This window comes from Mycobacterium sp. ITM-2016-00317 (assembly GCF_002968295.1).
GTDB lineage: Bacteria > Actinomycetota > Actinomycetes > Mycobacteriales > Mycobacteriaceae > Mycobacterium.
In genome coordinates this window covers 283,979-308,754 of the sequence record NZ_CP134399.1, presented here as the reverse complement: position 1 = coordinate 308,754, position 24,776 = coordinate 283,979, and the positions used below count along the sequence as shown (strand labels likewise).

General features: G+C 70.2%; 20 protein-coding genes and 2 pseudogenes. 9 read left to right on the top strand and 13 right to left on the bottom strand.

Annotated features, from left to right (window positions below):
* Positions 1-33 precede the first annotated feature (33 nt).
* The 3 genes from C6A87_RS01480 to C6A87_RS01470 form a co-directional block, all read right to left on the bottom strand.
* Positions 34-888 carry an oxygenase MpaB family protein gene (locus C6A87_RS01480; RefSeq protein ID WP_311115657.1) on the bottom strand — a complete coding sequence of 285 codons (855 nt, stop codon included), beginning with the start codon at positions 886-888 and terminating at the stop codon, positions 34-36.
* A complete protein-coding gene (locus C6A87_RS01475; RefSeq protein ID WP_311115656.1) occupies positions 885-1,109 on the bottom strand; it encodes a hypothetical protein in 225 nt (74 codons plus the stop codon). The genes C6A87_RS01480 and C6A87_RS01475 overlap by 4 nt, the downstream gene beginning before the upstream one ends.
* A 72-nt stretch (positions 1,110-1,181) precedes the next feature.
* The gene (locus tag C6A87_RS01470) at positions 1,182-2,369 is read right to left on the bottom strand and encodes a glycosyltransferase family 4 protein (RefSeq protein WP_311115655.1); all 1,188 of its coding nucleotides are present in this window, start codon (positions 2,367-2,369) and stop codon (positions 1,182-1,184) included.
* A gap of 37 nt (positions 2,370-2,406) precedes the next feature.
* On the opposite strand from C6A87_RS01470, the gene C6A87_RS01465 reads away from it, so the two are divergent.
* Positions 2,407-3,174, top strand: coding sequence for a class I SAM-dependent methyltransferase (locus C6A87_RS01465; protein ID WP_311115654.1), 768 nt, complete (start codon positions 2,407-2,409; stop codon positions 3,172-3,174).
* Positions 3,175-3,228: 54 nt separating this feature from the next.
* Positions 3,229-4,704 (top strand): aldehyde dehydrogenase, encoded by a 1,476-nt coding sequence (locus C6A87_RS01460; RefSeq protein WP_311115653.1) that lies wholly within the window; start codon positions 3,229-3,231, stop codon positions 4,702-4,704.
* A 75-nt stretch (positions 4,705-4,779) separates the two neighbouring features.
* Here the strand turns inward: C6A87_RS01460 and C6A87_RS01455 are convergent, their stop codons facing one another.
* The 3 genes and pseudogenes from C6A87_RS01455 to C6A87_RS01445 all read right to left on the bottom strand — a co-directional run bounded on the left by C6A87_RS01455 (position 4,780) and on the right by C6A87_RS01445 (position 8,031).
* Positions 4,780-6,615, bottom strand: coding sequence for an acyl-CoA dehydrogenase (locus tag C6A87_RS01455; RefSeq protein ID WP_311115652.1), 1,836 nt, complete (start codon positions 6,613-6,615; stop codon positions 4,780-4,782).
* 52 nt (positions 6,616-6,667) lie between these two features.
* A complete protein-coding gene (locus tag C6A87_RS01450; protein ID WP_311115651.1) occupies positions 6,668-7,189 on the bottom strand; it encodes a dihydrofolate reductase family protein in 522 nt (173 codons plus the stop codon).
* A pseudogene (locus tag C6A87_RS01445) lies at positions 7,190-8,031 on the bottom strand (helix-turn-helix domain-containing protein).
* Between the two features lie 332 nt (positions 8,032-8,363).
* Between C6A87_RS01445 and C6A87_RS01440 the strand changes: the two are divergent.
* The 4 genes from C6A87_RS01440 to C6A87_RS01425 all read left to right on the top strand — a co-directional run bounded on the left by C6A87_RS01440 (position 8,364) and on the right by C6A87_RS01425 (position 12,926).
* A complete protein-coding gene (locus tag C6A87_RS01440) occupies positions 8,364-9,053 on the top strand; it encodes an SDR family oxidoreductase (protein WP_311115650.1) in 690 nt (229 codons plus the stop codon).
* 167 nt (positions 9,054-9,220) lie between these two features.
* Positions 9,221-10,030 carry a 1-acyl-sn-glycerol-3-phosphate acyltransferase gene (locus C6A87_RS01435; protein WP_311115649.1) on the top strand — a complete coding sequence of 270 codons (810 nt, stop codon included), beginning with the start codon at positions 9,221-9,223 and terminating at the stop codon, positions 10,028-10,030.
* A gap of 11 nt (positions 10,031-10,041) precedes the next feature.
* Positions 10,042-11,685 (top strand): acyl-CoA ligase FadD12, encoded by a 1,644-nt coding sequence (fadD12, locus tag C6A87_RS01430; protein ID WP_311115648.1) that lies wholly within the window; start codon positions 10,042-10,044, stop codon positions 11,683-11,685.
* A gap of 2 nt (positions 11,686-11,687) precedes the next feature.
* Positions 11,688-12,926 carry an alpha/beta hydrolase gene (locus C6A87_RS01425; protein ID WP_311115647.1) on the top strand — a complete coding sequence of 413 codons (1,239 nt, stop codon included), beginning with the start codon at positions 11,688-11,690 and terminating at the stop codon, positions 12,924-12,926.
* Here the strand turns inward: C6A87_RS01425 and C6A87_RS01420 are convergent.
* Positions 12,923-13,498: a TetR family transcriptional regulator gene (locus C6A87_RS01420; RefSeq protein ID WP_311115646.1), complete on the bottom strand. Its 576-nt coding sequence runs from the start codon at positions 13,496-13,498 to the stop codon at positions 12,923-12,925. The two genes, C6A87_RS01425 and C6A87_RS01420, sit on opposite strands and share 4 nt — an antisense overlap.
* Before the next feature lie 65 nt (positions 13,499-13,563).
* Here C6A87_RS01420 and C6A87_RS01415 point away from each other — a divergent pair, with 65 nt between their 5' ends.
* Positions 13,564-13,965, top strand: coding sequence for a hypothetical protein (locus tag C6A87_RS01415; protein ID WP_311115645.1), 402 nt, complete (start codon positions 13,564-13,566; stop codon positions 13,963-13,965).
* Here the strand turns inward: C6A87_RS01415 and C6A87_RS01410 are convergent.
* Both C6A87_RS01410 and C6A87_RS01405 read right to left on the bottom strand, forming a co-directional pair.
* Positions 13,962-15,319, bottom strand: a pseudogene (locus C6A87_RS01410) (wax ester/triacylglycerol synthase family O-acyltransferase). The gene C6A87_RS01415 and the pseudogene C6A87_RS01410 sit on opposite strands and share 4 nt — an antisense overlap.
* Before the next feature lie 86 nt (positions 15,320-15,405).
* Positions 15,406-16,629, bottom strand: a complete 1,224-nt coding sequence (locus tag C6A87_RS01405) for an alpha/beta hydrolase (RefSeq protein WP_311115644.1) — start codon at positions 16,627-16,629, stop codon at positions 15,406-15,408.
* A gap of 166 nt (positions 16,630-16,795) precedes the next feature.
* On the opposite strand from C6A87_RS01405, the gene C6A87_RS01400 reads away from it, so the two are divergent.
* Together C6A87_RS01400 and C6A87_RS01395 are read left to right on the top strand one after the other, a co-directional pair.
* The gene (locus C6A87_RS01400) at positions 16,796-18,997 is read left to right on the top strand and encodes an acyl-CoA dehydrogenase (protein ID WP_311115643.1); all 2,202 of its coding nucleotides are present in this window, start codon (positions 16,796-16,798) and stop codon (positions 18,995-18,997) included.
* A 14-nt stretch (positions 18,998-19,011) separates the two neighbouring features.
* Positions 19,012-19,923: an alpha/beta hydrolase gene (locus C6A87_RS01395; protein ID WP_311115642.1), complete on the top strand. Its 912-nt coding sequence runs from the start codon at positions 19,012-19,014 to the stop codon at positions 19,921-19,923.
* A 3-nt stretch (positions 19,924-19,926) separates the two neighbouring features.
* Here the strand turns inward: C6A87_RS01395 and C6A87_RS01390 are convergent, their stop codons facing one another.
* Genes C6A87_RS01390 through fadD4 form a run of 4 tightly spaced genes read right to left on the bottom strand, consistent with a single transcriptional unit; the run spans position 19,927 to position 24,764 of the window.
* Complete coding sequence (locus C6A87_RS01390) at positions 19,927-21,207, bottom strand: amidohydrolase family protein (protein WP_311115641.1); 1,281 nt, start codon at positions 21,205-21,207, stop codon at positions 19,927-19,929.
* Complete coding sequence (locus tag C6A87_RS01385; RefSeq protein ID WP_311115640.1) at positions 21,201-22,316, bottom strand: CoA transferase; 1,116 nt, start codon at positions 22,314-22,316, stop codon at positions 21,201-21,203. The genes C6A87_RS01390 and C6A87_RS01385 overlap by 7 nt, the downstream gene beginning before the upstream one ends.
* Before the next feature lie 28 nt (positions 22,317-22,344).
* Positions 22,345-23,247 (bottom strand): enoyl-CoA hydratase/isomerase family protein, encoded by a 903-nt coding sequence (locus tag C6A87_RS01380; protein WP_311115639.1) that lies wholly within the window; start codon positions 23,245-23,247, stop codon positions 22,345-22,347.
* Entirely contained in the window at positions 23,244-24,764 is a 1,521-nt protein-coding gene (gene fadD4, locus C6A87_RS01375; protein WP_311115638.1) for a fatty-acid--CoA ligase FadD4, read from the bottom strand. The genes C6A87_RS01380 and fadD4 overlap by 4 nt, the downstream gene beginning before the upstream one ends.
* Between the last annotated feature and the right edge of the window lie 12 nt (positions 24,765-24,776).

The window sequence follows — 24,776 nt, the reverse complement described above, 5'->3', positions numbered from 1 at the left end:
GGTCGCGGTGCGGATCGACATGCCGGGGCTCCCTCAGACCAGCCTGCGGTGCGCGCGGACGCGGCGGCGGACGTCGGCGAGCAGCAGGTGGCTGCCGCCCTGGCGGATGAAGCCCGGCACGAACCGGTTCACGAACGCGACGAACAGGAACAGCTGCTCGAACCACCATTGCCGCCGCGCTCCCCAGGACACCCCGAGCGCGTCGCGGAACACCGGGGCCAGGAAGCCCGCGGTCAGGAACTTCAGCAGCGGCCGGAACGGCAGTCCCAGAAGCGGATTGATCATCCGCAGGTTGATCAGGTCGGTCAGGTAGGACCTGACGACGTCGTCCATTCGGACCTGCTCGCAGGCGGTGTCCCAGTAGCGGTCGAACTCCACCCGGCTCGGCGGCCACTGGTCGGGGCTCACCTGCAGGGTGGTGCCCAGCGTCGCGGCCGAGCGGTAGAACTGCTCGGCCTGTTCGGGGGTCATCTCGCCGCGCAGCAGCTGGTAGGTGTCCTCCAGCCCGACGAACAGGCACGCCGCCACCCACATCTGCAGGTCGCGGTCGAACGCGTTGTAGGGCACCGGGCTGGCCGGGCCTTTGACGTGCCGGTGCACGCCGTCGACGGCCGCGCGGAACGCGGCACGGTCGTCGTCGGTCCCGAAGATCGCCACGGCGAGGTACTGGAAGGTGGTGCGCGCCCGCTTCCACGGATGCTTGAGCAGGTTCCCGGAGTCGACCTTGCTCTCCACCACGCCGTAACCCACACCGGGCCGGGACAGCTGCATGATCACGTTGGCTGCGCCCGCGGCGAACGACCAGAAGTCCATCGCGCCCGCGACCGTCACCGGGTCGTCGCTCCAGCGTGCGGTGCGCCGGTTGATCTGGATCCTGTTGCGGCTCATGGCATGCAGACATCCGTGACGAACAGGACGGGCCAGAACACCACGGAGCCGACGAACGCGACGATCCGGTACAGGCCGTCCGCGTGGGCGTAGTGGTCGGGTTTGAGCAGTGCGACGAGCAGCCCGAGGGCGCCGTACGGCGCGCCGGCCAGCAGCGCGGCGCCGATCCACTCGGCGACGGTCATCTCGTAGTCCATGATGCGGCGCAGCGCGCTGAGCATGGCGGCTATGTTAATGGCCGTTCACGAGGCTGTCCGCGATACCAGCGAGATCCGCGGAGTTGGCCCGTTGGGTCAGATGACGCCGCTGGCCTGCTGCCCGGCGCGGACCGCGGCCAGCACCGCGCGCATCGCGTCGGCGCTCTGTTCCCAGGAGAACTCGCCGCTGCGCACCTGTGCCTTGGTGCCCAGTTGCTCGCGCAGCACGCCGTCGGTCAACAGCCGCTCCAGGCCGTCGACGAGCTGGTCGCTGTCGTCGACCAGCATGCCGGTGACCCCGTCGACGATCGAATCGGTCAGCCCGCCCGAGCTGCGGTAGCCGATGGTCGGCACCCCGTGCTGGGCGGCCTCGACCACCGACAGCCCCCAGCCTTCCTTGCGCGAGGGCAGCACGTGCACCCAACTGCGCTGCAGCACAGCATGTTTGGCGGCATCGTCGACGTGTCCGTGGAAGGTGACCGCGTCGGATATGCCGAGCCTGGCGGCGTGGTCGACGAGCCGTTGGGCCCACCAGCCGTCGCCCAGCACGTCCAGGTGCACGTCCGGGACACGGGTGCGCAGCCGCGCCACCGCGTCGAGCGCGTCCTCGATCTGCTTGTGCGGCACCAGCCGCGACAGCACCACCACGCGGGGCGTCGCCGACCGCGGGACCGTCAGCGTGTCCTCGGGGGCCGCGTCCACGCCGTTGCGCACCACCGCGATCCGGTCCGACTGCACCCCAAGCAGCGCCAGGTCGCGCGCCGACGGCAGCGACACCGTGACGTACTGGTTGCGCCGGTGCAGCCGCGGAGACAGCCGCGACTCGACGAACCAGCCGATCCGGCTCATCACCGGGCCGGCGACCGGCCACTGTTCGCGGTGGCAGTGGTGCACCAGCACGACGGTGCGCCTGCCGTAGACCAGCCGGGACAGGAACGGCAGCCCGTTCTGGGTGTCCACCACGATGTCGGGGCGGACGCGGCGCATGGGGCCCAGCCCGATCTTCGCGGCGGCCATCGCGAGCCCGGCCCACACGTAGACGGTGTAGGGCCCGCCCCGGCGCTGGATCTGTACGCCGTCGACGACTTCCCGGCGCGGCGCACCGGCGTAGCGGGCGGTGCGCAGCGTCACCCGGGTGCCCGACGCGGCCAGTTGGGCGCCGATGCGTTGCAGGTAGGTCTCGCTGCCGCCGCCCTGGGGGTGGCCGGTGTCGCGCCAGCAGAGGAGGAGCACCGAGCCGACCCGCGCAGGTGCGGAGCGGCCGGGCTCAGGCTGGGCAGACATCCCCGCCAGCCTAACGGGTGGTCAGTAGGGTGGCCGGATGCCTGCCACCGACCGCTTCGCCGCACGGGCGACGCTGGCGCGGTCGCTGCGGCTGCTCGCGGCGTTCCGTTTCGAGCAGAGTGATCCGGACCGCTTCTACGGCGCGCTGGCCGACGACACCGCCGCGATGGTCGGGGACCTGTGGCGGTCGGTCTCCGGCACCGGCCTGTCGGGGCTGACCCTGCTGGACGTCGGCGGCGGTCCCGGCTACTTCGCGTCCGCGTTCGCCGAGGCCGGCGTCCGCTACATCGGCGTCGAGCCCGATCCGCGCGAGATGCACGCCGCCGGGCCGCGCACCCAGGGCTCGGCCGGCACGTTCGTGCGGGCCTCGGGAACCGCGCTGCCGTTCGCCGACGCCAGCGTCGACATCTGTCTGTCGTCCAACGTCGCCGAGCACGTCGCGCAGCCGTGGGGCCTCGGCGACGAGATGTTGCGCGTCACCCGGCCCGGCGGCCTGGTGGTGCTGTCCTACACGGTGTGGCTGGGCCCGTTCGGCGGTCACGAGATGGGGCTGACGCACTATTTCGGCGGATACCGGGCCGCGGAGCGCTACACCCGCAAACACGGCCACCGGCCGAAGAACGACTACGGCTCGTCGTTGTTCGCTGTCCATGCGCGCGACGGACTGCGCTGGGCTGAGGGCACCGGGGCGCTGATCGCCGCATTCCCGCGCTACCACCCGCGATGGGCCTGGGGGCTGACCCGCGTGCCGGGTCTGCGGGAATTCCTGGTGAGCAACCTGGTGCTGGTGTTGCGGCCTTCTTGACAGGTGTCTTGCAACAGGTTCTCGTTTGGCGTCACGATCGGTAGTGTGACCGGTATGACACAGAGCACTGCGTTGAAAACCGAGTGGGACAAGCTGTTCATCGGTGGCAAGTGGGTCGAGCCGGCCACCTCGGACGTGATCGACGTGTACTCCCCCGCCACCGGCGAGAAGGTCGGTCAGGTTCCGCTGGCCACCAAGGCCGACGTCGACGCCGCATTCGCGACCGCCCGCAAGGCCTTCGACGAGGGCCCCTGGCCGCGGCTCACCCCGAAGGAGCGCGAGGCCGTCATCGCCAAGGCGATCGAGCTGATCGAAGCGCGCGCCGACGAATTCAAGGCGCTGTTGAAGCTGGAGACCGGCCAGCCGCAGACCATCGTCGACATGATGCAGTACGGCGCGGCCATGTCGACGCTGCAGTTCTACGCCTCGGCGGCGGACAAGTTCTCCTGGCAGGACATCCGCGACGGCGCGTACGGCCAGACCCTGGTGCTCAAGGAACCGATCGGTGTCGTCGGCGCCGTCGTCGCCTGGAACGTGCCGTTCTTCCTGGCCGCCAACAAGCTGGGCCCGGCCCTGCTGGCCGGCTGCACCCTGGTGCTCAAGCCCGCCGCCGAGACCCCGCTGACCACCAACCTGATGGCCGAGGTGTTCGCCGAGGCGGGGCTGCCCGAGGGTGTGCTCTCGGTGGTGCCCGGTGGCGTGGACACCGGCCGTGCCCTGACCGACAACCCGGAGATCGACAAGTTCACCTTCACCGGGTCCAGCGCGGTCGGCAAGGAGATCGGCAAGATCGCCGCCGAGAAGCTCAAGCCGTGCACGCTGGAGCTGGGCGGCAAGTCCGCGGCGATCATCCTGGAGGACGCCGACCTGGACGCCACCCTGCCGATGCTGATCTTCTCCGGCCTGATGAACTCCGGGCAGGCCTGTGTCGGGCAGACCCGCATCCTGGCCCCGCGGTCGCGCTACGACGAGGTCGTGGAGAAGATCGCGGCCGCCGCGGCGGGCATGGCACCCGGCCTGCCCGATGACGCGGCCGCCATGATCGGCCCGCTGATCAGCGAGAAGCAGCGTGAGCGCGTCGAGGGCTACATCAAGAAGGGCCTCGACGAGGGCGCGCGGCTGGTTGCCGGAGGCGGCCGTCCCGAGGGCCTGGACAGCGGCTGGTTCGTGCAGCCCACCGTGTTCGCCGATGTGGACAACTCGATGACCATCGCCCAGGAGGAGATCTTCGGTCCCGTCCTCGTGGTGATCCCGTTCGAGGACGAGGCCGACGCGGTGCGCATCGCCAACGACTCGGTCTACGGCCTGGCCGGTTCGGTGTACACCACCGATTACGCCAAGGCCGTCGAGATCGCCAAGCAGATCCGCACCGGCACCTACGGCATCAACATGTACGCCTTCGATGCCGGGGCCCCGTTCGGCGGTTACAAGAACTCCGGCATCGGCCGCGAGTGCGGACCGGAAGGCATCGCCGGGTACTGCGAGTCCAAGAGCGTGCTGCTGCCGTTCGGCTATACCCCGGCCTCTTAACCCACGCAGACGCGAGACTGAGGTTGTTGGCGGAGTTTCTCGGGAAACTCGCCAACAACCTCAGTCTCGCCGCATCTAGAACCCCGCTTCGGACAGTTCCATCGCGGTCAGGTCCACCGCCTGCAGGACGCGGCGCTGCGCGGACAGCCGCGGCAGCACGGTGCGGGCGAAGAACTTCGCGCCAGCCACCTTGCCCGTGTAGAACGCCCGGTCCCGCTCGCTGACGTCGCGGTCCAGCGCGTTCAGCGCGGTCTCGGCCTGGCGCAGCAGCAGCCACCCGATCAGCAGATCGCCGACCGAGAGCAGGAACGGCACCGACTCCAGCCCCAGCCGGTACAGCTGGCTGGGATCCTGCTGCGACTCGATCAGGTAGGTGGTCATCGACGTGACCATCTCCTGGACGTCGTCGACCGCGGTGGCCAGCAGCGCGCGCTCGGTGGCCAGCTCGTCGCGGGCCGCCGGATCGTCGACGAACGCGCGCAGCTCGGTCACCACGTGCATCAGCGCCCCGCCCTGGTCGCGGGCGATCTTGCGGAAGAAGAAGTCCTGCGCCTGGATCGCGGTGGTGCCCTCGTACAGCGAGTCGATCTTCGCGTCGCGGATGTACTGCTCGATCGGGTAGTCCTGCAGGAACCCGGACCCGCCGAACGTCTGCAGCGACTCCGTCAGGCACTGGTAGGCCCGTTCGGAGCCGACGCCCTTGACGATCGGCAGCAGCAGGTCGTTGACCCGGCCGGCCATCGCCTCGTCGGCGCCCGACACCGCGTCGGCGACCACGAAGTCCTGGTGTGCGGCGGTGTAGAGGTACAGCGCGCGCAGCCCTTCGGCGTAGGCCTTCTGGGTCAGCAGCGCACGCCGCACGTCGGGGTGGTGGATGATCGTCACCCGCGGTGCGGTCTTGTCGGTCATCTGCGTCAAGTCCGCGCCCTGCACCCGCGTCTTCGCGTACTCCAGCGCGTTCAGGTATCCGGTCGACAGCGTGGACATCGCCTTGGTGCCGACCATCATCCGGGCGTACTCGATGACCCGGAACATCTGGGCGATGCCGTTGTGGGTGTCGTTGACCAGGTAGCCGACCGCGGGGGTGCCGTGCTGGCCGAAGGTGAGCTCACAGGTGGCCGAGGCCTTCAGGCCCATCTTGTGCTCGAGGCCGGTGACGAACACACCGTTGCGTTCGCCGAGCTCGCCGGTCTGCGGGTCGAAGTGCAACTTAGGCACCACGAACAGGCTCAGCCCCTTGGTGCCCGGGCCCGCGCCCTCCGGCCGGGCCAGCACCACGTGCAGGATGTTCTCGAACAGGTCGTCGGCGTCGCCGTTGGTGATGAACCGTTTGACGCCGTCCAGGTGCCAGGTGCCGTCAGGCTGCTCGATGGCCTTGGTGCGCCCGGCGCCGACGTCGGAGCCCGCGTCGGGCTCGGTGAGCACCATCGTCGCGCCCCAGCGCCGCTCGATCATCAGCGACGCCCAGTGCCGCTGCTGCTCGTTGCCGATCGCGTTGAGCACGTCCGCCATCTTGGGACCGGCCGCATACATGAAGGCCGCGGGCTGGGCGCCGAGCGCGAGCTCGTTGATCGCCCACTCCAGCATCCGCGGCGCCGGCACCCCGCCGATGTCCTCGGACATCCCGACCCGGAACCACTCGGCGTCCTGCCAGGCGCGGTAGGACTTCTTGAACGGCTCCGGGATCGTCACGGTGTGGGTGGCCGGATCGAACGTCGGCGGTGTGTGATCGGTCTCGGCGAAAGCCTCGGCCACCGGGCCCTCGGCCAGCTTGGCGGCCTCCTTGAGCATCTCGCGTACGGACTGGGCGTCGAGGTCACCGAACTGCCCGGTCGCGAGCACCTTCTCCAGGTCGAGCGTCTCGAAAAGGTTGAACTCCAGGTCGCGGACGTTGCTCCGGTAGTGACCCATGCGGGCGCCTCCATTGTCGTGCGGATTCGCCCGCCACCCTACGGCCGCCGGCTCAGGCACGCCGCCAGTGGGCGCACACGAAATCCGCGTTGACGGCCGAGGACACCAGCTCCCATTCCGAGCGCAGCGGCAGCACGGGCGATCCGGCGCCCAGCGTGCACGGCGCGTAGGAGACGATCATCTCGTCGACCAGGCCGGCGCTGACGAACTGGGCCGCCACGTCGCCGCCGCCCACCACCCACACGTTCCTGTCGCCGGCGGCTTCGCACAGGACCGGGTGCAGGTCGGCGACGTCCCCGGCGAAGGTCTGCACGTCGTGGCCGTCGGCGATGAGGCCGTCGCGGTGGGTCAGCACCCAGGACGGCCGCGGGTACATCCACTCACCCGGCTCGTTGTGCAGGATCCATTCGTAGGTGTCGGCGCCCATCACCAGCGCGCCCACCGATTCCAGGAACGGATCGGGCGCGAACGGGCCGTCGGCGTCGATGTCGCGCGAGACCAGCCAGTCCAGGCTTTTGTTCTGGTCGACGATGAAGCCGTCGAGACTGGCTGCGGTGTAGTACACGGTGGCCATCTAGTTTCCTCTCATCCAGTCGAGCGGATCGCCGAGTTGGCTCTTCACCCCGTGCCGGGCCAACATGGTGCGCGCCAGTTCCCGGCGGTGCGCCGAGTAGGTCAGCACGTGCGCGACGATGCCGAAGAGCTGGAAGGACTCCGGCGGGTCGCACAGCGCGTCGATCACGGTGTCGCCGAGCCGGCCGCCGCGGTGTACTCGGAAACCATTGCGCGCCAGCGCTTCCCGATGTCATCGTGATGCGCGGCCAACTCGGCGGCGTCGACGGATTCGGGTTGGGTGGCGCTTCGGGACGGGAAGTCGTCGCCGGCGATGGTGGCCAGCCACACCTGTTTGTTCCACACGATCGCGCCGAGCACCGCGCCCACGCTGGGTTCGGGACCGTCCCATTCGAGCACCGTCTGCCCCGGCGCGATCTCGGCGGTCCACTGCTGCGCGCTCAGCTGCGTCGCCTGTTCGAGCAGATGCGCGGTGTCGGCGAGGTCGTGGTCGACCATCAGCGATGCGATGTCGGGGGTCTGCGCACGGCTGCCGGGATCGCTGTCCAGCCAGAGCGATTCGGGCGGATGGAAGTGCAGTCCGTTGGGCGCCGGCAGCCGGAAGTGCACCTCGGCGGCCTGCGACGGGGGCAGCCCGTAAGTGCGCCGGAACGCCCGGGAGAACACCTCGGCCGACGACCACCCTTCGTCGGCGGCCACGGCCGACACCGCCTCGCCGCGCTGCAGCCGCCACGCGGCCCGCTCCAGCATCACCCTGCGGCGCAATGCCGCCGGCGATTCCCCGGTCAGCCGGCGGACCTCGCGGGAGAAGTGGAACTCCGAGCTGTAACTGCTGCGCGCCATGTCGCCGACGTCGCCGTTGGCCGAATCGGTGACGGCGTCGAGGAGTTCACGGAGCCGGTCGCGGTGGCGTGGGCCGGGATGGGGTGGGTCGGGCTGAGCTGTCACGGTTTCCGAGTATCGTCGCGAGCCGCCGCCGGCGACATGACAATTCCTGCTGGCCCTGCGGAACTGCCCGGAAAGACACTATGACGGAATCCCCCGACCGGGTTCCGCCATAGTGTTTGTAACGCTACAGCGGGTGCCGTGGTGCCGCCGGGTGTTTCGGACTACCGGCCAGCTGCAAATGTGGCGCGCACGGGACTGCGCAGCCCCGCGGCGACGTTGACGGCAGCATGACGCACACACAACAGCTCACCGCACTGGTCACCGGCGCCAATCGTGGCCTCGGCCGCCAATTCGCCGCACAGCTCGCCGCGCGCGGCGCCAAGGTCTACGCCGCGGCCCGCCGGCTCGAGACCGTCGATCTGCCCGGGGTCATCCCGATCCAGCTCGACATCACCGATCCCGAGTCGGTGCGCCGCGCCGCCGAGCAGGCCGCCGACGTCAACGTCGTGATCAACAATGCGGGCGTGTCCACCAGGGCCGGACTGCTCGACGGGACGATGGCCGACATCCGGCTGGAGATGGAGACGCACTATTTCGGCACCCTCGGCGTCACCCGAGAGTTCGTGCCGGTCATCGAACGCAACATCGCCGACAACGGGGCAGGCGGCGCGATCCTCAACGTGTTGTCGGTGCTGTCCTGGTTCCACTCGCCGGCCAGCGGCGCGTACTCCGCGGCCAAGGCCGCGGGCTGGGCGATGACCGATGCGCTGCGCGAGGAGCTGGCGCCCCGCGGCATCCATGTCGCCGCGCTGCACGTCGGCTACATGGACACCGACATGGTGTCCTACATCCCGGCCGACCAGAAGACCGATCCGGCGGTGGTGGCCAAGCTCGCGCTGGACGGCCTGCTGGCCGGGCAGCCGGAGATCCTGGCCGACGAGCTGACCCGCACGGTGAAGGCAGGACTGTCGGCCTGATCACGACCCGATCAAGATCGAAGTCACGATCGCGCGGCCGTGCTTGACGACGACCCCGCCGGTACTGGAGTGTTCGGTCACGTGAGCCTGCTCTCAGCCGACCAGGCAGCCGAGAGCAGCGGCTAGACTGAAAAACTAGAACACGTTCCAGTAATCGAGGGGGCCCCGTGGGCGCGACCGACATCGAGACGTCCGAGCTGACCAAATGGGACCCGGTTCTCACCGAACGGGTCATGGGTCTGCTCAAGCCGTTCCTCAAGGGGTGGCACCGCGCCGAGGTGCGCGGGCTGGACGACTTCCCGAACGGCGGCGCGCTGGTGGTCTCCAACCACTCGGGCGGGCTGTTCCCGATGGACGTGCCGGTGTTCGCCAGCGGCTTCTACGACAAGTTCGGCTTCGACCGGCCCGTCTACACGCTCAGCCACGACATGCTGATGGTCGGCCCCACCGGCACCTTCTTCAAGAAGACCGGGTTCATCCCGGCCAACCACCGCAACGCCGACGAGGCACTGCGCTCCGGCGGCGTCGTGGTGGTGTTCCCCGGCGGTGACTACGACGTCTACCGCCCGACGCTGGCCGCGAACAAGATCGACTTCGCCGGACGCACCGGCTATGTGAAGGCGGCGCTGAACGCCGGGGTGCCGATCGTGCCGACGGTGGCCATCGGCGGCCAGGAGAGCCAGCTGTTCCTGTCCCGCGGCACCGAGATCGCCAAGGCGCTGGGCCCGGTGGCACGGGCGTTCCGCACGAAGATCCTGCCGGTGTCGTTCGGCTTCCCGTTCGGGCTGTCGGTGGTGCTGCCGCTGAACGTGCCGCTGCCGGCCAAGATCACCATGCAGGCGCTGACCCCGATCGACATCGTCGCGGAGTTCGGCGAGAACCCCGACATCGACGAGGTCGACGCGCACGTGCGGCGGGTGATGCAGCGGGCGCTCGACGATCTGGCCCGGGAGCGCCGACTCCCCATCCTGGGCTGAGCCCGGTGCCCATGGGATTCACCGACTCGATCACCAACGCCCTCGGTCTGGTCACGACGATGGCGCGCGCCGGCGTCATCGCACCGATGCGGCCCGACAAGTACCTGCGCATCGCCACCGCGATGCAGCGCGAGAACATGGCGATCACGTCCGGGTTCGCCGCCGCGGCGCAGCGCTGTCCGGACCGGGCCGGTCTGGTCGACGAGCTCGGAATCCTGACCTGGCGCCAGATCGACCGCCGCGCCGACGCGTTCGCCGCGGCCCTGCAGGCGTTGCCCGGCGGCCAGCCCGAGGTGATCGCGCTGATGTCGCGCAACCACCGCGGGTTCGTCGACGCGCTGATCGCGGCCCACCGGATCGGCGCCGACGTGCTGCTGCTCAACACCTCGTTCGCCGGCCCGGCGCTGGCCGAGGTGATGGAGCGCGAGGGCGAGGGACGCTCCGTCGCGGTGGTCTACGACGAGGAGTTCACCGACACCGTCGACCGGGCGCTGGCCGGGCGGCCCGACACCACCCGCATCGTCGCGTGGACCGACGGCCCCACCGACCAGCTCACGGTCGAGGGCTTGATCGCCGGGCACAGCGGACAGGAGCCGAAGCGCTCGCTGGACAAGAGCCGGGTCATCCTGCTGACCTCCGGCACCACCGGAACACCCAAGGGCGCCAAGCACTCCGGTGGAGACCCGAGCGTGCTCAAGGCGATCCTGGATCGCACCCCGTGGCGCGCCGAGCAGCCTGTCGTGATCGTCGCCCCGATGTTCCACGCGTGGGGCTTCTCCCAGCTGGCGTTCGCCGCGTCGATGTCGTGCACGATCATCACCCGCCGCAAGTTCGATCCCGAAGCGACCCTGGAGCTCGTCGACAAGCACCGGGCCACCGGGCTGTGCGTGGTGCCGGTGATGTTCGACCGGATCATGGACCTGCCCGTCGAGGTGCTCGACAAATACAGCGGACGCTCACTGAGATTCGCGGCCGCCTCCGGTTCACGGATGCGCCCCGACGTGGTCATCGGGTTCATGGACCGGTTCGGCGACGTCATCTACAACAACTACAACGCCACCGAGGCCGGCATGATCGCCACCGCGACGCCGCGCGATCTGCGGGCCGCCCCCGACACCGCGGGCCGCCCCGCCGAGGGCACCGAGATCCGGATCCTGGACGCCGAGTTCCGCGAGGTGCCCACCGGTGAGGTCGGCGGGATCTATGTACGCAACTCGACGCAGTTCGACGGCTACACGGAGGGTTCGACTGGGAAGGACAAAGCCTTCCACGAGGGGTTCATGTCCTCGGGCGACGTCGGCTACCTCGACGCGGACGGGCGGCTCTTCGTGGTCGGGCGCGACGACGAGATGATCGTCTCGGGCGGCGAGAACGTCTACCCGATCGAGGTGGAGAAGACGCTGGCCGCCCACCCGGAGGTGGCCGAGGCGACGGTGCTCGGGGTCGACGACGAGAAGTTCGGCCAGCGACTTGAGGCGTTCGTGGTTTTGACCGGCGGCGCATCGGCTACTCCCGACACACTCAAGCAGCATGTCCGCGAAAACCTCGCCGGCTACAAAGTCCCAAGGGAGATCAGGGTTCTCGATGAACTGCCGCGCAGCGTCACCGGAAAGATCTCCCGCAAGGACCTCCAGGAGCGCATCGAGAATGCCTGATCATGCCTAAGCCGCGGCCGCTGCTGCGCGCGGTCGCCGAGCTGCTCAACGCCGCCAACGGCGTCCGCCCGCTCGCGCGCGACGGCTACCCCACCATCCCGGTGTTCGCGTTCGGTTGGCCGACCTCGGAGATGTCCCCGCTGTACATGGCAGGTTCGATGCTCGATGCGGTGCGCCGCGGCATCCGGGGCGACTTCCGCGGGCCACGCGGCCGGATCGCCTTGGCGCTCACCGCGATCGCGTGGGGGCTGCTGTATCTGATCCACCGCCGCAACGTCGGCTCGCAACCGTACTTCGAGGATCCGCTGCGCGAGGCGCTCGGCGAGAACTACCAGCAGATCGCCGACAAGGCCAGGCCGTCCAGGCGCCGGTTGATCGGTGTCTTCCCCAACGACGTGATCCGCCGACGCTACGTCGAGAGCGTGGTGCAGTACGGCCCGCTGCCGGTCAACAAGGCCGACATCTGGCGCCGCGCGGACCTGCCGCGTGATGGTAAAGCGCCTGTGTTGCTTCAGGTTCCGGGCGGTGCATGGGCGATCGGGATGCGCCGTCCGCAGGCCTACCCGATGCTGAGCCACCTTGCCGACCACGGATGGATCTGCGTGTCGATCGACTACCGGGTCAGCCCGCGCAACACCTGGCCCGATCACATCGTCGACGTCAAGCGCGCGCTGGCGTGGATCAAGGAGCACATCGCCGAGTACGGCGGCGATCCGGACTTCGTCGCGATCAGCGGCGGCTCCGCCGGTGGCCATCTGTCCTCACTGGCGGCGCTGACCGCCGACGACCCGCGGCTGCAGCCGGGGTTCGAGGACGCCGACACCTCGGTGGTGGCCGCGGTGCCGATCTACGGTCGCTACGACTGGGTGTCCGGGAAGGGCAGCGGGCGCAAGGAGTTCATCGCGTTCCTGCAGAAGTTCGTGGTCAAGAAGCCGATCACCCGGAACCGCCAGATCTATGTCGATGCGTCGCCGAGTTACCGGCTGCGGGCCGACGCACCGCCGTTCTTCATCCTGCACGGGCAGGACGACTCGATCATCCCGGTACCGGAGGGTCGGGAGTTCGCCGAGGCGCTGCGCGAGGTGTCCACCTCGCCGGTGGTGTACGCCGAGATCCCGCACGCCCAGCACGCTTTCGACTTCTACTACGGTTCGCCGCGCGCGCACTACACCGCTCAGGCGGTCGAGGAGTTCCTGTCCTGGGTGATGGCCACCCGGCAGGCGGCCGAGAAGGCCGGCTAGGTCTGCGCAGCCAACAGTGCGCCGACCGCCGACGCGATCCGGGTGTGCCAGTCGTCGCTGATCGAGTCCGCGCGAGCCAGCTCGGCGACGTAGCTGCCGACGATCATGTCGATCAGCGTGTCGGCGAAGCCGTCGGGGGGCGGGTGGGCAGTAATCCGGTCGACCTGTAGCGCGTCCATCGCCTGACGGCGGTAGGCCCCCAGGATGTCCCGGAACGCGGCGCTGAACTCCGGGTCCTCCCCGGTGAGCAGCGCAGCGAAACCACCGGCGCCGATCCCGTCGGCGATGACGTCGACCGACTGCGAGACGACCCACTGGATGCGCTGCTCGCGGGTGGAGTCCGGCGGCACCGACGGTCGCTCCCCCAGCGTCGCCAGCGCGGCGGTGAGCAGCGCGCGCCGGTTCTGATGCCTGCGGTAGATCGTGGTCTTGGCGATCCCGGTGGCCTCGACGACGGCCTGCATCGTCACCGCCCGCGGGCCGCGGGCCCGCAGCAGCTCCAGGGCCGCGGCCAGTATCCGCGCGCCGACCTCGTCGGTCTTGTCCGCCGCGTCTCGTCCTGGCTGAACCACACCCAAAACGCTACACTGGCTGTATCGCTACGCTACGCGTAGCGTAGTGAAGAGGAGATGTTCACATGCGTAGATCGTTCAACAACGCCCCACTGCCGATCTTCGGCTACCTGCTGACCCTGCTCGGCTTCCTGTTCCTGGGGTCGACGACTGCGGCGCTGGCGTTGGGCAGCAGCCTCGCGCCGTGGTTCGCCGTCGCGATGATCGTGAGCTTCGGACTCGCGGTGTCCTGCTTCGTCCTGCGCAGCCGACAGATGGCCACCGCCGACCCGGACAGCGACATCACGCTGGGGTTCGACCCGATCCGCGGTGATACCGACCGGCGGGCGGCCGAGCGGTACCTGGCCAGGTACCGCGGGCGGGTCGCCGCCACCCCACTCGTCACCGAAATCGCGTGCCAGGAGCCGGATTTCGCGAACGAGTCACCCGGAAAGCAACCACGGCGAGTAGTGAGAGCCGGCGGCTAGTTGGCCATGGCGGACTCGACGACCGTCAGCTCGGCGGGAAGCCCTGCGGCGCGGCGGATCTCGACAAACTCGTCGAGCATCGCCGCGGTGAGCTCGTGCGGGTCCTCGAGTGTCTTGCCGTCCGAGAGCACCGAGATGTTGATCTGGTCGACGTAACTCCACACCGTGATGTTGAGACCGCTACCGGCGGTGAGGGGGCCCACCGAGTAGATCTCGGTGACGAGCGCGCCGCCGACGCGGGCCCGCTCGCGCGGGCCGGGCACGTTCGATATCGGCAGGTTCATCAGCTTGTTCTGGCCGTCCTTGTTCGACAGCCAGCGGAACATCGCCTGGGCGGGGCCGGCGGGAAGTACGCCGACCAGCGGCTGATCAGCTCCGGACCGATCAGGTTGTTGCTCTCCTTGCCCGCGGCCGCGGCGACGTGGGCGGCGTGCACCCGCTCCACCGGATCCTCGACGTCCACCGGCAGGCTGACCAGCACGCCGGTGAAAAAGTTGCCCGAGATTCGGTCGCGGGAGAAGTCGAAGCTGACCGGCACCGACGCCAGCAGCGGATGATCCGCGTGACCGTCGTAGCGCAGCAACAACTTTCGCAGTGCACCGGCCGACATCGCCAGCACCATGTCGTTGATGGTGGCGTCCAGCTGCTTGCCGGTCTGCTTGACGTCGGCGAGCGAGAGGGTGGCCGTGGCGAACTTCCGCGTCGCGTCGACCATGTGGTTCATGAACGACGGCGGTGGGGTGAAGGGCATCGTCAGCTTCGGGGACAGTTTCCGCGGGCTGCGCTGCACCCGGCGCACACCCTGGGCCGTGTAGCGCATCACGCTCGGCAGCTTGCCGATCTGGCGCATGTGGTCGGCGAACGCGGTCCGCACCAGCTCGCCGCGGGTGGGGGCGGGATCGGTGGCGTACGAATCTCGTTCTGACTGCGGGGCGTCCTGCAGATCCATGCCGCGCGCCAACAGGTTCGCCGAGGCGACCCCGTCGGCCAGCGCGTGGTGGATCTTGCCGAGCACCGCGATGCGACCGCCGGCCAGGCCCTCGATCAGGTACATCTCCCACAGCGGACGGCTGCGGTCCAACGGCGTGCTGGCGATCCGGCCGACCGCCTCGTCGAGTTCCCGGCGGCCGCCGGGGGCGTCGACGCGGCAGGACCGCACGTGATAGTCGAGGTCGACCTCGGCGTTCTCCCGCCACATCGGGTGGTGGAACTGGAACGGGATGTCGACCAGCTCGTAGCGGAACGGGTCCAGCTTGTAGAGCCGGCCGTGGATGACCTTGCGCAGCTCCTCCACGCCGAACGTCGCGCCGCCGAGATCGTCGAGTTCGATCACCGCCAGTTTGAGCGTGTGCATGTGAACGTTCGGCGTCTCGCTGTACAGCAGCACAGCGTCCCAGCCACGAAGCCTCTTCAACACGCCACCTTCCGCACCGGAGGTGACTATATAACCTCTTTAGCTCCGATGAGGCTCCGGTTTCGGTGAATGTGGTTGAGAAACAGGCCGATTGCCGTCGAGGCGGCTCCGGTGCGGGCACCGTCGGTCATGTCGAAGCCGTGCCCGGCGCCGGGCAGCTCGACGTATCCGACCACCGAACGCGATACGCCGCGCAGCCGTTCGACGAAGCTCTGCGCCTGGGCCACCGGGATCACGCTGTCCCCGGTGCCGTGGACGACCAGGAACGGCGGCGCCTCGGGATGCACGCGGGCCATCGGCGACGCGTTGCGGTACACGTCGGGATGCTTGTCGAACTTGCGTTTCACCACGACCCGTTCCAGGAAGTCCATGAAGCGCACCCGCTCGACCGTCGACTTGTCCTCCCAGTCGTAGCGGCCGTAGATCCCGATGACCGCGTCGACGGACGTGTCCGAGCCCTCGGGCAGTTCCCCTTGCAGCTCCGGGTCGTTGGCGGTGAGGCCGGCCAGCGCCGCGAGATGCCCGCCGGCAGAGGTTCCGGCGATCGCCACGAAGTTGCGGTCGCCACCGAATCGGTCGACGTTGGCGCGCGCCCACGCGATCGCGGTCTTCACGTCGGCGATGTGCGCCGGCCACGGATTGTGCGGGGCCACCCGGTAGTCGATGGACAGGCACACCCAGCCCTTCTCGGCCAGATGGGACATCAGCGCATAGCCCTGCAGCATCCGGCTGCCGTGCACCCAGGCCCCGCCGGGCACGAAGATCATCACCGGTGCAGGCTGGGCGGGGAGGTCGTCGCGGCGCCACACGTCGAGGAGTTGGGTGGGGCGCGGGCCGTAGCGCACCGAGGACCGGTGCACGTGGCGCCGGTGCTCGCGCATCTTCCAGACCGGCGGCGTGCGCTCGGCGACCGGCCATTCGATCTCCAGATCCTTGGCCCCGACCACCCCCCGCAGCGCCGCCTCGGTGACCGCGTTGGTGCAGTCCCGTTCCTGTTGCTTCTTCTCGGCGTCGTTGGGCGTTACCAGCGACTTCGCCAGCGCGCCGACGAAGTCCGGGGCGTGCCGGGTGCCCCAGATCCCGGCGGCGGTCAGAGCGCCAAGGGGCTCAAGATGTTTCCCGATCACGGGCAGCGACGCCGAGGCCACGCTCATCGCCAGCATGTAGTCGGAAGGCCCCGCATTCAGCAACCACTTCAAGCGCGTGGTCAGAGTAGGCCCGGGATACCGGATGTCCGGCCGTTCCGTCATTTCGCGAGCGTACCCCCGAGTAGGTAATCGAAACGACACTCTCAGCGAAGTTGTCTACCCATGTTTTCGTCGTGTCCGAATTGTGACTGTCGTCACAGCTTCGTGACGCCTGTGACGCGCGCTAACGTCGGTTGCCGACCGTCAACTTCAGCAGTGAGGCCCATCCGTGAGTAAGACCGCACCCGCGTCCAGGCTCGCCATCACCGACGACCACCAGGACCTCGCCGCGGCGGTGTCCGGCCAGCTCGCGCGGCTGCAGACGCCGGCAAAGGCCCGTGCGACCCTCGACGGCGGCGACCCCGGACCGGCTGACATCTGGTCGGCGGCAACCGAACTCGGTTGGACCGGGCTGGCGTTGCCCGAGGACGTCGGCGGGTCGGGTTTCGGGCTGGCCGAGCTCGCGGTCGTGGTCGAATGTCTCGGCTGCCGGCTCGCGCCCGGCCCGTTCCTGGCCTCGGCGGCGGCCGCGGTGGTGATCGACCGGTGTGCGCCGGACCCGGTGCGCGCCGCACTGCTGCCGGGTCTGGTCGCCGGGACGACGATTGCGGCGCTCGGCGTGTCGGGCGACCTTACGGTGGGCAGGGGTGGGGTGGGCAGCGTCGGAGCGGGTGACGACCTGACGGTGGCCGGGCAGAGCCCGGCGGTGCTCGGCGCGCCCGATGCTGCGCTGTTTGTCCTGGTCAGCGGCGACGACGTGGTGCTCGTCGAGGCCGGAGACGCCGCGGTCACCCCGCTGGACAGCCTGGACACCACCCGCCGCATCGGGAGCGTGTCGCTGGGCGGACTGCAGGTGGCCGAGGACCGGGTGCTGCGCGGGGCCGCGCGCGATGCGAGGACGGTGTGGCGCATCCTGACCGCGGCCGAGGCCGTCGGCGTCAGCTGGGCGGCGCTGGACATGGCCGTGGAATACGCCAAGGTGCGAGAACAGTTCGGCCGCACGATCGGCACCTTCCAGGCCGTCAAGCACCACGCCGCCGACATGCTGGTGCACGCCGAGGCCGCGACCGCCGCGACCTGGGACGCCGCCCGCGCCGAGGATCTGGCCGGCGCGTGGTTCGCCGGCGCGGTGGCTGCCACCCTGGCCAACCGGGCCCAGGTGTTCAACGCGCAGACCAATATTCAGCTCCACGGTGGTATCGGGTTCACCTGGGAGCACGACGCGCACCTCTATCTACGCCGGGCCCGCACCCTGGCGGCGCTGGCCGCCGGTGGCGCCGACCCGGTGCTCGACGTGGTCGACGCGCAGCGCCGCGGCCTGGCCCGCGGGGCGTCGTTCGCGTTGCCGACCGACTCCGAGAGGTACCGCAGCGCGGCCAGGGAGGCGGCGGCGGAGATCCGGTCGCTGCCCGCCGACCGGCGGCGGGACCGCCTCGTCGACTCCGGATATCTGGTGCCGCACTGGCCGCGGCCGTGGGGCCGCGGCGCCGACGTGCTCGAACAACTGGTGGTGGAAGAGGAGTTCGCCGACGTCGAGCGCCCCGACATGGGGATCACCGGTTGGGTGGCGCTGACGATCGCCCAGGCCGGCACCGAGGAGCAGCGGGAACGCTGGGTGGAACCGGTGCTGCGCGGTCAGGTGATGTGGTGTCAGTTGTTCTCCGAGCCGGGCGCCGGTTCGGACGCCGCGGCGGTGCGCACGTCGGCGCGCAAGGTCGACGGCGGCTGGCGGGTCACCGGACAGAAGGTGTGGACCAGCCTGGCGCACCTGTGCCAATGGGGTCTGGCCACGGTGCGCACCGATCCGGACGCCGCCAAACACGCCGGGGTGACGATGATGGCGATCGACATGACCGCCGACGGTGTCACGGTCAACCCGCTGCGCGGACTGACCGGCGACTCGCACTTCAACGAGGTGTTCTTCGACGACGTGTTCGTCCCGGACGCCGACGTCGTCGGGGACGTGAACAGGGGCTGGCTGGTCGCGCGCGCGACGCTGGGCAACGAGCGGATCTCCATCGGAGGCGGATCCGGCGGGCCCACCGGCACCACCGCCGACGACCTCGTCGAGCTGCTCGACGGCGCGCCGGAGAGCTCGGCGGGATACGTCCGGCAGGCGGGCGAGGTGATCGCCGAGCTGCACACCCTGCGGCTGCTGAACCTTCGCCGGGCCACCCGGGCGATCGGCGGTGCCGAGCCCGGGCCGGAGGGCAACGTGACCAAACTGCTGGTCGCCGAGTCCGGTCAGCGACTCACCGAGCTCGCCGTCGAACTGGCGGGTGCGGCCGCGGTGACCGGGCAGAACCCGCAACTGACCCGCAGCTATCTGGGCAACCGGGCCATGACGATCGCAGGCGGGACCTCGGAGATCACCAGGAACACCATCGCCGAGCGAATCCTCGGATTACCCCGGGACCCGCTGCTGCGCTGACCAATACTGGTCGGGTGCCCCGCATCGACTTTCATCCCGAGCTGCGCCGCAGCGCCCGCATCCTGCCCAAACAGATGATCACCCCCGTCACGCTGCCGTTCATGCGGGCGGCGTCCCGTCTGATGTGGCGAGGCAAGGACGTGCCCGCGGACATCGAGGTGCTCGACCTCGCCTCCGGTGTGGGGGTGCGGTTGTTCCGCCCGCGTGGGGTGGCGCCGGGCCCGGGTCCGGCGCTGCTGTGGATCCACGGCGGCGGCTACGTCATCGGCGACGCGGCGCAGGACGACGTGCTGTGCCGCCGGTTCGCGCAGGAACTCGGCGCGACGGTGGCGTCGGTGAATTACCGGCTGGCGCCCGAGCATCCGTATCCGGTGCCGGTCGAGGACTGCTACGCGGCGCTGAGCTGGCTTGCCGGTCTGCCGTCGGTGGACCCGGCGCGCGTCGCGATCGCCGGTGCGAGCGCCGGCGCCGGGCTGGCTGCCACACTGGCGCTGCTGGCCCGCGACCGCGGCGAGATCGCCGTGGCCGCACAGGTTCTGGTGTATCCGATGCTCGACGACCGCACCACGGAGCGTAAGGATCTGGACAATCCCGGGCACCGGCTGTGGAACCAGTCCAGCAACCGCTTCGGCTGGCGCGCCTATCTGGGCGACGCCGACCCGGGCGAAGCGGTTCCGGCCCGCCGCGAGGACCTCGCCGGGCTGCCGCCGGCCTGGATCGGCGTCGGCACGCTGGACCTGTTCCACGACGAGGACCTCGCGTACGCGGAGCGACTGCGCGCCGCCGGCGTGCCGTGCGAGGTGATGGTGGTCGACGGCGCGTTCCACGGGTTCGACGGCATCGCGCCGAAAGCGTCGGTGTCCCAGTCGTTCTTCAACAGCCAGTGCGCGCTGCTGCGTACCGCGTTCGCGCCGGCGGCGGCCTGACGCTCACCGGCGTTCGTAGACCATCTCGCCGCCGATGATCGTGGCGGCCACCGCGCCGGCGTCCAGTTCGGCGAGCAGCGCGCTCGGCGCGGCGGCCAGCACGCACAGGTCGCCCTGCGCCCCGGGTTCGATCCGGCGGGGCACCGCGGGCCGGTCCGCCTCACCCAGGAACATCGTCAAAGCAGTTGTCGCGCCGACTTGTTCGCGCCCACCCAGCACCCGGCCGGCGGGGGTTGCGCGGTGCACGGCCGCGCGCATCGCCGCCCACGGATCGAGGTCGCCGAACGGGGCGTCGGTGGACAGCGCGACCGGCACCCCGGCACGCGACAGCGAGGCCACCCGCCACAGCTCGTGATGTTCGGCGGGGTCGACGTCGGCCAGGTACTGCTCACCGCGCTCGGCGACGAAGTTCGGCTGGGTGACCACGGTGACCCCCGTGGCCGCGAGGTCGGCCAGGCTCGCCTCGGGTACCACCGCGGCGTGCTCGATGCGGTCTCGCGGATGAGTCCCGGTGCTGCGCAACGCCGCCAGCGCCACCACGAGCTGGGCTGCGGTCACACAGTGCACCGCGACCGGGACGTCGCGGGCGTGCTGGTCGGCGATCCACTCGCCGAGCGCGTCGAGGTCCAGCGCGTCGTCGTGCAGGATGCGCTTGCCCGGGGCCAGCCACCGGACCCGCTGCCGCATGCCGCGGCGCAACTCCGCGGGATCCTCCAGATCCGGTGTGGCATCGGTGACCCCGGTGACCCCCAGCGCGCTCAGCCGCGCGCTCAGCCCGGCGAGGTCGGGGGCGCTGCGCAGCGACGCGGCCCAGGCGGGGTCGGCGCTGGGCAGTCGGCCGTCGGGATGGTCGGCACGCCCGATGCGCTGCAGCGCAGCGGTGTTCAGAATCCACTGCACGCCACTGCGGTGCTGGACCCGCACCGGGACCGGAGGTGCGAGTTCGTCGAGCACGTGCCGGTCCAGCGGCCCGGCGGCGGCGTCGTGGTAGCCGACGGCGCGGATCCAGCCGTCGGGGCCTGCGGTTGCGCATGCGAGGACGTGCGCGAGCTCGGCCCCGCCGCGCACCTCGTCGGGGCCGACGCGCACCGAGTGCAGCGCGGCCGCAGCCGCCCGCAGGTGGATGTGGTGGTCGTGCAGGCCGGGCAGCACGGTGCCGCCGGCCGCGTCGTACTCGGGTTCGCCGGGCCGCGCGGACAGGCCGTCGGCCACCTCGAGGATGCGGTCGCCGACGCGGATGTCGGTCGCGGTGCCGTCGAGCAGGGTGGCGCGGCGGATCAGCATGTCGTGGCCAACCGGTTGCCGACCAGTCGGTCGACGACCTCGTTGTCGGCCCCGGGTGCCGGACCGGACGATGCACCGGGAGGGGTTGCAGTACAGAGTATTTCGTCGCCACGCGGCAGCGCGGCGTAGTTCGCGGCAACCGCGGACATCGAGAGCTCGACCAGTTCCCCGCCGCCGCGGGCCTGGGACTGCAGGACCGCCAGCGCCGCGTGCAGGCCGGTCAACGGGTCGGCGATCGCGTCGCCGCAGAACCGCGGCGCCTCCGCGGTGCCGCTCACCAGGCCGCCGGACACCGCCGCGTCGTCGCCGAACGCAACCCAGTCGGCGCGGCCGTCCTCGGTGCCGTGCCCGGTGATGCGCAACCAGGTCCGGCCCGGGCGGCCCGGTACCTGCTGCGGACCCAGCCCGCGGCGCTGAAGCGCCGCCGGCCGCGAGGATTCGATCACCACGTCGGCCGCCGACAGCAGCCGGTGCAAACCCCCGGGCTGCGCGAAATCGGCGCGGTAGGAGAGCTTTCCGGTGTTCACCCAGTCGAAGAAGGCCTGCGGGCCCTGCCGCGTCCCGTCGGGCCGGGTTGCGCTCTCCACCTTCACGACGGTGGCGCCCGCCTGCCCGAGCAGCCGGCCGCAGAGCGGGCCGGCCCACATCGCGGACAGGTCGGCCACCAGCAGACCGGACATCGCAGGCGCTCGGGCGGCCGGGCCGATCCTGCGGTGAACCGCTGCGGCAGAGGGTGTTTCGCCGAGTACGCCCACCGGCAGGCCGAGCATCCGCGCCCGCTCGGCGAAGCCTTCCACGCCGAGTTCGTGCACGCACCGGGCGACGACCGGCCAGGGGTCGTCGCCGACGGTGTCGGCCTGGGCCAGCGCCGGTACCGCGGCGACGTCGTCGCTGCGGGCCAGGGTCAGCGCACACCAGCCGTCGCGGGCGTCCAGCAGCCGGGTCGCGCCGCCGGCGGAGATCCGGTCCGCGGCCTGAAGTCCGAGCAGCACGGCCCTGCCGCCGAGCAGTTCGCCTGCGTCGAGCGCGATACCCGCGCGGCCGGCCACGTCGCGGGCGACCGAGCGGGCCTGCTCGAGCACCGCGGCGGGGATGCGCACGGACGTCATCACCCCATTGTGGTTCAGGGATTGTGGTTCAGGGGCCCGGCTCGCCTGCGACGGTGTCGACCAGCCCCCACCGCAGCGCGGTGCCGGCATCGATGGACTGGCCGGACAGCACCAGATACGCGGTGCGCCACCGCCCGATCCGGCGGGTGATGCTGACGGTGCCGCCTGCGCCGGGGATCAGGCCCAACGCCAGTTCGGGCAGGCCGAGCACCGCGTCGGGGTGACACGACACGGTGCCGCAGAACGCCGCCATCTCCAGGCCGCTGCCCTGCACCTGGCCGTGGATCTCGGCGCGGCAGGCCGGGCCCAGTCGCGCGGTGATCTCGGCGAGCACCAGCGCCGGGCTGTGCCGGGTGCGGGCCAGGTGTGCGGCGGCGGGGTCGGTGAACGTGCCGAACTCGGCGAGGTCCCCGCCGCTGCAGAACGACGGGCCGTTGCCGGCGAGCGCCACCTCGTCGACCGACGGATCCAGGCGGGCCACCTCGAGCGCTTCCAGCAGGGCGGCCCGCGCGTCGGTGGAGAACGCGTTGTGCCGTCGCGGCCGGTTGAACCGGATGACCAGTCGGCCGCCGTCGCGGTGCGCCACCACGGGATCCGGCTCCACCGGAACCTGCGCCGGGCCGCGCTCGGCCAGCCAGCGGCCGAACTCCGGACCCGACTGCAGGGTCGAGTACGCCAGCGACTCGGTGATCACCCCGGCGAACACCGGCCCGGCCGGGTCCAGCGCGCGCAGCACGTCGTCGCAGACCGCGGCCGCCTGCGGCCACCGGTCGCAGCGCCGCGCCAGCGCGGCGAGCGCGTCGGGCACCGACTCGACGGTGACCGCGCGGCGGTCGTCGGTGGGCTCCTCGGTCAGCGTGAACGTGGCGTCGTCGCACGGAGTTCCGACGGCGACGCGCACGCCGCCTGCCAGTTCCACAGGTTCGTTCACGAGTACTTCTTTATCAGCTCCTGCTTGTAGAGCTTGCCGGTGTCGGTGCGCGGCAGCTGCGCCTCGAATGACAGCGTGCGCGGGCACTTGTAGTGCGCGAGGCGGTCCCGCAGCCAGGCGATCAGTTCGGCGGCGAACTCGTCGGTGGCGTCGGCGGGGTCGACGGTCTGGACGGCGGCGGCCACGCGCTGGCCCATTTCCTCGTCGGGCACCCCGAAGACCGCGGCGTCCATCACCTTCGGGTGGGTGACGAGCAGGTTCTCGGCCTCCTGCGGATAGATGTTCACCCCGCCGGAGATGATCATGTGGTGGCGCCGGTCGGTCAGGTAGAGGTAGCCGTCCTCGTCCAGGTAACCGATGTCGCCCACCGTCTTCCAGCCCTGTGAATGCCTCGACGACGCGGTCTTGTCGGGGTCGTTGAGGTACTCGAAGTCGTAGCCGCCCTCGAAGTAGATCTCGCCGGCCTGGCCGGGCGGCAGTTCCTCGCCGTTCTCGCCGACGATGTGGATGACGCCGCTGAGCGGTTTGCCGACCGAGCCCGGGTGCGTCAGCCACTCTTCGGCGCTGATCAGCGTGGAGCCGTGGGCCTCCGAGGACGCGTAGTACTCGTCGACGATCGGGCCCCACCAGTCGATCATCTGCTTCTTGACCTCGACCGGGCACGGCGCGGCGGCGTGCATGACCCGCTCCAGGCTGGACACGTCGTAGGACTTGCGGACGTCCTCGGGCAGCTTCAGCATCCGGGTGAACATCACCGGAACGAACTGGCCGTGCGTCACCTTGTGCGTGGCGATGGCGTCCAGCGCGCCCTCGGCGTCGAACTTCTCCATCACGACGGTGGTGATCCCGCCTGCCTGGGTCTGCATCGACCATACCGACGGCGCGGTGTGGTACAGCGGGGCCGGGCTGAGGTACACGGTGTCGGGGTGCATCCAGAACGACACCAGCGCGGCCATCAGGCCGGGCGACTCCGAGGGCGGCACATGGGGCAGCTCGCGTTTGATGCCCTTCGGGCGTCCGGTGGTGCCCGACGAGTACTGCAGCAGGTCCCCCTCGATCTCGTCGTCGATCGGGGTGTCCGGCAGGTCGGCCACACATTCGGGATAGCTCTGCCAGCCGTCGAGGGAACCCCCGGCGATCAGCAGCACCGGCGGCAGCCCCCGCGGCAGTTCGGCGGCGAGCCCGGCCAGCGTGTCGGCGAGCTTGGCCGAGCCGACGATGGCCTTGGCGCCGCTGTTGTCGACGATGTAGGCGACCTCGGCAGCGGTCAGGTGGGTGCTGATCGGCACGTAGTACAGGCCGGCGCGACGCCCCGCCCACATCACCGCGTGGATGTGCTCGTTGTTCTCCATCAGGATCGCGACCGCGTCGCCCTCGACCAGACCGGCGTTACGGAACAGATGTGCCAGCCGGTTGGCGCGCGCCTCCAGTTCGCCGAACGTCACCACGGTCCCGCTGGGATACATGATGATGGCGGGCTTGTCGGGGGTGGCAACGGCGGTGTCGCGGATCTGCATGGGCCGACTTTA

What these genes read in the sequence shown, in the direction of transcription:
- C6A87_RS01480 (WP_311115657.1), bottom strand. Translation starts at nt 888, where the DNA reads ATGAGCCGCAACAGGATCCAGATCAACCGGCGCACCGCACGCTGGAGC.
- C6A87_RS01475 (WP_311115656.1), bottom strand. Translation starts at nt 1,109, where the DNA reads ATGCTCAGCGCGCTGCGCCGCATCATGGACTACGAGATGACCGTCGCC.
- C6A87_RS01470 (WP_311115655.1), bottom strand. Translation starts at nt 2,369, where the DNA reads ATGTCTGCCCAGCCTGAGCCCGGCCGCTCCGCACCTGCGCGGGTCGGC.
- C6A87_RS01465 (WP_311115654.1), top strand. Translation starts at nt 2,407, where the DNA reads ATGCCTGCCACCGACCGCTTCGCCGCACGGGCGACGCTGGCGCGGTCG.
- C6A87_RS01460 (WP_311115653.1), top strand. Translation starts at nt 3,229, where the DNA reads ATGACACAGAGCACTGCGTTGAAAACCGAGTGGGACAAGCTGTTCATC.
- C6A87_RS01455 (WP_311115652.1), bottom strand. Translation starts at nt 6,615, where the DNA reads ATGGGTCACTACCGGAGCAACGTCCGCGACCTGGAGTTCAACCTTTTC.
- C6A87_RS01450 (WP_311115651.1), bottom strand. Translation starts at nt 7,189, where the DNA reads ATGGCCACCGTGTACTACACCGCAGCCAGTCTCGACGGCTTCATCGTC.
- C6A87_RS01440 (WP_311115650.1), top strand. Translation starts at nt 8,364, where the DNA reads ATGACGCACACACAACAGCTCACCGCACTGGTCACCGGCGCCAATCGT.
- fadD12 (WP_311115648.1), top strand. Translation starts at nt 10,042, where the DNA reads ATGGGATTCACCGACTCGATCACCAACGCCCTCGGTCTGGTCACGACG.
- C6A87_RS01425 (WP_311115647.1), top strand. Translation starts at nt 11,688, where the DNA reads ATGCCTAAGCCGCGGCCGCTGCTGCGCGCGGTCGCCGAGCTGCTCAAC.
- C6A87_RS01415 (WP_311115645.1), top strand. Translation starts at nt 13,564, where the DNA reads ATGCGTAGATCGTTCAACAACGCCCCACTGCCGATCTTCGGCTACCTG.
- C6A87_RS01405 (WP_311115644.1), bottom strand. Translation starts at nt 16,629, where the DNA reads ATGACGGAACGGCCGGACATCCGGTATCCCGGGCCTACTCTGACCACG.
- C6A87_RS01390 (WP_311115641.1), bottom strand. Translation starts at nt 21,207, where the DNA reads ATGCTGATCCGCCGCGCCACCCTGCTCGACGGCACCGCGACCGACATC.
- C6A87_RS01385 (WP_311115640.1), bottom strand. Translation starts at nt 22,316, where the DNA reads ATGACGTCCGTGCGCATCCCCGCCGCGGTGCTCGAGCAGGCCCGCTCG.
- fadD4 (WP_311115638.1), bottom strand. Translation starts at nt 24,764, where the DNA reads ATGCAGATCCGCGACACCGCCGTTGCCACCCCCGACAAGCCCGCCATC.